This is a genomic window from Pectobacterium sp. CFBP8739 (assembly GCF_013449375.1).
In the GTDB taxonomy this organism is placed as follows: Bacteria; Pseudomonadota; Gammaproteobacteria; order Enterobacterales; family Enterobacteriaceae; genus Pectobacterium.
This window is the reverse complement of record NZ_JACDRR010000005.1, coordinates 817,836-820,699: the sequence shown is the minus strand read 5'-3', so window position 1 is coordinate 820,699 and position 2,864 is coordinate 817,836. Positions and strand designations below refer to the sequence as shown.

The window sequence follows — 2,864 nt, the reverse complement described above, 5'->3', positions numbered from 1 at the left end:
CACATTCAAGCCTTAACCCCCAACTGGTTAAATTTTAGAGGGTGACAACTATCCTGCCAGAGGGGGGAAGTTATCTTCATGTAGTATCAAAAAACAAGGACTCCCACTACATGGAGGAGTTATTTCTACATTAGAAATTCGGTACCCACAAGATTCAAAAATAAGACTAGCATACGGGCCAAGTGTTGTTCTTCATATATCAGTTATTCATTTCCAAGAAATAAAAAAACTCTGTGAAGAACGGGAGGGGACTTTTGAACAATATACTATGGATGCAGGATGGTGTATTGGTGATGATGACACACCCAAGCATTTATTTTTTAAGGATATATTTGATAATGGAAAAGGCACTATTTCTATTGCAGAAAAAGGGGATGGTGTAAGTGATGAGTCTTGGGTCGCGTATACAAAAGAGTCTTATAAATATTTTTTGGCTAAAAGATATGGAAATTAATTTAAATGTAAGATCGGCTTCTGTCATTCTTTCGATATTACTAATCTCTGGATGTTCTAATGGGAAGTTAAGGATTGGAGAGCCACCGGAAAATGGTGTAATTCACGCGATTGAGAAAGCATATCCAGATAAATCTGGGATGATGGTAAGTTCTTGGCCTTATGTTACTCTCCATGCAGATAGTGATACTTTTGTTTTTTTAAAAAAATTCTGTGAGGAAAAAAATTATAATTTCGAAAATATTTTACCATCATTAGGATGGTGTATATCCGATGATGAATACCCATTATTTGTTTTTTTCGATGATAGAACTGGTCGCTTGGGAATTAGAGAGAAATCAACTAACACTAAAGAGCGGGAGTGGGTTAATTATACAAAGGATGAATTTAAAGTTTTATGGTATAATCATAAATGATTTTGAAATTTATCTATCCACCTATAAAAATCATTAGGAATTAGTTGTATGAAATGAGCCTCCGTTATTGAATGGGGTGCTAAATAATTGTATATCACGGAGAATACCACTATAAATATATTCATCCGTGATATTATCATTCAGCTCACTTTTCGACTGTAAAGCACGAAACACCCGGTTTATCTGTTCCACATGATCTGATTATTTGATGGGTCTCATCAAATTTATCATTAAGTGCATTAATAAAAATGCCACTATCACCAAAGATAAAGCTCATTGCTGTGGCTATCAACGCCGCCAAAACGCCGTATTCGATTGCAGTAGCACCATTCTCGTTACTTAAAAATGAACGAAATTTCAATTCCATAACAGCAACCCCTTGCCTGATTGAAAGTGTGTATACCCTAAATAATTCGAGTTTCAGGCAGACGGCAAGCGAGGGGATCCCGATGGCCTTACTCAAGTAAGTTATTCGGGTAACCGAACGAAGCTAACGTACATGCAACTTGAAGTATGCGGGTGTAGACGTTTTTATCTTATAATCTTTGGCTTTCATGGTAATGATTTTCATTATCAAAATCAATAATGACTTATGGCAGGCGCTTTAAGTGGTCTGATGTTTTGACTGCTTTTGTGTTCTGACAGCTATTTCACCCTGATGGTATCAGTCATCCATGACCTGAGCTAAATTTTATCCTTTCTGCGCAAACTCAAACGGCCTAACCATCCCGTTGCTGTTAGCATCCAGAAAATCAGCCCACCATTGCAGCATAAGGCGGCGTTGTTCAAGGTGTTTGGCCTTATGGGTATAGGCAGCGCGAACGTTATTCTTTTCCATGTGGCTCATCTGAAGCTCTACCACATCTTCAGGCCAGATGCCCGATTCAATTAAGGCACTACACGCCAGCGTTCGGAAACCATGACCGCACAGATCGGTTTTGGTGTCATAGCCCATTTTGCGCAGTGCTTTGTTGATGGTGTTTTCACTCATCAGCTTCATCGCATCATAACAGCCCGTCAGGATAAAACCGTGATCACCGTTAACGTCATAGGTGAGGTCTTTAAGCTCTTCCAAAATTGCCAGTGCTTGATCGCATAGAGGAACATAATGCTTCCTGCGCATTTTGGCACCACGGCCCGAATGTTTGATCCCTTCAATGGCTTCACGCCGTTCAGGGATAACCCACAAAGCACTTTTGAAATCGATCTCTGACCAACGGGCAAAGCGGAGTTCACTGGAACGCACAAAAATTAGCAGATTGAGTTTTATCGCCAGTTGAGTCAGTCGGCTACGACCTTTATAGCCTTCAATACGTTCCAGCAGGGTAGGGATCTCTTCCAGTTCGATCGCGGGGCGGTGTTCCGTCTGAGGCTTCTGAACCGCACCTTCCAAATCATAGGCAGGATTGAAACGGATCATCTTTTGTTGGACGGCATAACGCATGATGGCGGTGGTGTACTGTTTTACCCGCATAGCAATTTCCAGATAACCTAGCTTTTCTATCTTTTTGATGGGAACCAGCAGATCGCCTGTATCCAGTTCAGCAATATCTTTTTCACCAATGTCAGGGAACAGATAAGTTTCCAGTCGTGTCCAGACCGAACGCTGATAATCTTCCGACCATGTGGTTTTGGTGGCAAACCAGCTCTTAGCAACGGTTTTGAAAGCGCGGGTATTGTTACGCTTCTCTTGAATTGTTTTGTTGTCAGCCTGTTTTTTAGCACTGGGGTCAATGCCAGCGGCTAACAGCTTTTTTGCTTCATCCCGGCGTTGTCTTGCATCTGCCAATGAAACAGCAGGGTAGACACCGATGGAAAACACCTTCTGTTTTCCTTCGAATCGATAGCCTAACTGCCAGTATTTGGAACCATTGGGATGAACCAGCAAGTAGAGGCCGAACCCGTCAGTGAGCTTTACCGCCTTTTCTGATGGCTTAGCATTTTTTACTTTAGTATCAGTAAGTGACATGACGGTTCCCTCCGATTGCTGGTAAA

General features: G+C 41.4%; 4 protein-coding genes. 2 read left to right on the top strand and 2 right to left on the bottom strand.

The window, feature by feature from the left end; all coding sequences use genetic code 11:
• The first annotated feature begins 268 nt into the window (after positions 1 to 268).
• Both H0247_RS04475 and H0247_RS04470 read left to right on the top strand, forming a co-directional pair.
• Positions 269 to 454 (top strand): hypothetical protein, encoded by a 186-nt coding sequence (locus tag H0247_RS04475; RefSeq protein WP_180741417.1) that lies wholly within the window; start codon positions 269 to 271, stop codon positions 452 to 454.
• Positions 444 to 869, top strand: coding sequence for a hypothetical protein (locus H0247_RS04470; protein ID WP_180741416.1), 426 nt, complete (start codon positions 444 to 446; stop codon positions 867 to 869). The genes H0247_RS04475 and H0247_RS04470 overlap by 11 nt, the downstream gene beginning before the upstream one ends.
• Before the next feature lie 145 nt (positions 870 to 1,014).
• Here the strand turns inward: H0247_RS04470 and H0247_RS04465 are convergent, their stop codons facing one another.
• On the bottom strand, positions 1,015 to 1,236 hold the full coding sequence (locus H0247_RS04465; RefSeq protein ID WP_039500466.1) for a Flp family type IVb pilin: 222 nt from the start codon (positions 1,234 to 1,236) through the stop codon (positions 1,015 to 1,017).
• A gap of 324 nt (positions 1,237 to 1,560) precedes the next feature.
• Complete coding sequence (locus tag H0247_RS04460; RefSeq protein ID WP_180741415.1) at positions 1,561 to 2,838, bottom strand: integrase arm-type DNA-binding domain-containing protein; 1,278 nt, start codon at positions 2,836 to 2,838, stop codon at positions 1,561 to 1,563.
• Positions 2,839 to 2,864: the final 26 nt, after the last annotated feature.

What these genes read in the sequence shown, in the direction of transcription:
- H0247_RS04475 (WP_180741417.1), top strand. Translation starts at nt 269, where the DNA reads ATGGATGCAGGATGGTGTATTGGTGATGATGACACACCCAAGCATTTA.
- H0247_RS04460 (WP_180741415.1), bottom strand. Translation starts at nt 2,838, where the DNA reads ATGTCACTTACTGATACTAAAGTAAAAAATGCTAAGCCATCAGAAAAG.
- H0247_RS04465 (WP_039500466.1), bottom strand. Translation starts at nt 1,236, where the DNA reads ATGGAATTGAAATTTCGTTCATTTTTAAGTAACGAGAATGGTGCTACT.
- H0247_RS04470 (WP_180741416.1), top strand. Translation starts at nt 444, where the DNA reads ATGGAAATTAATTTAAATGTAAGATCGGCTTCTGTCATTCTTTCGATA.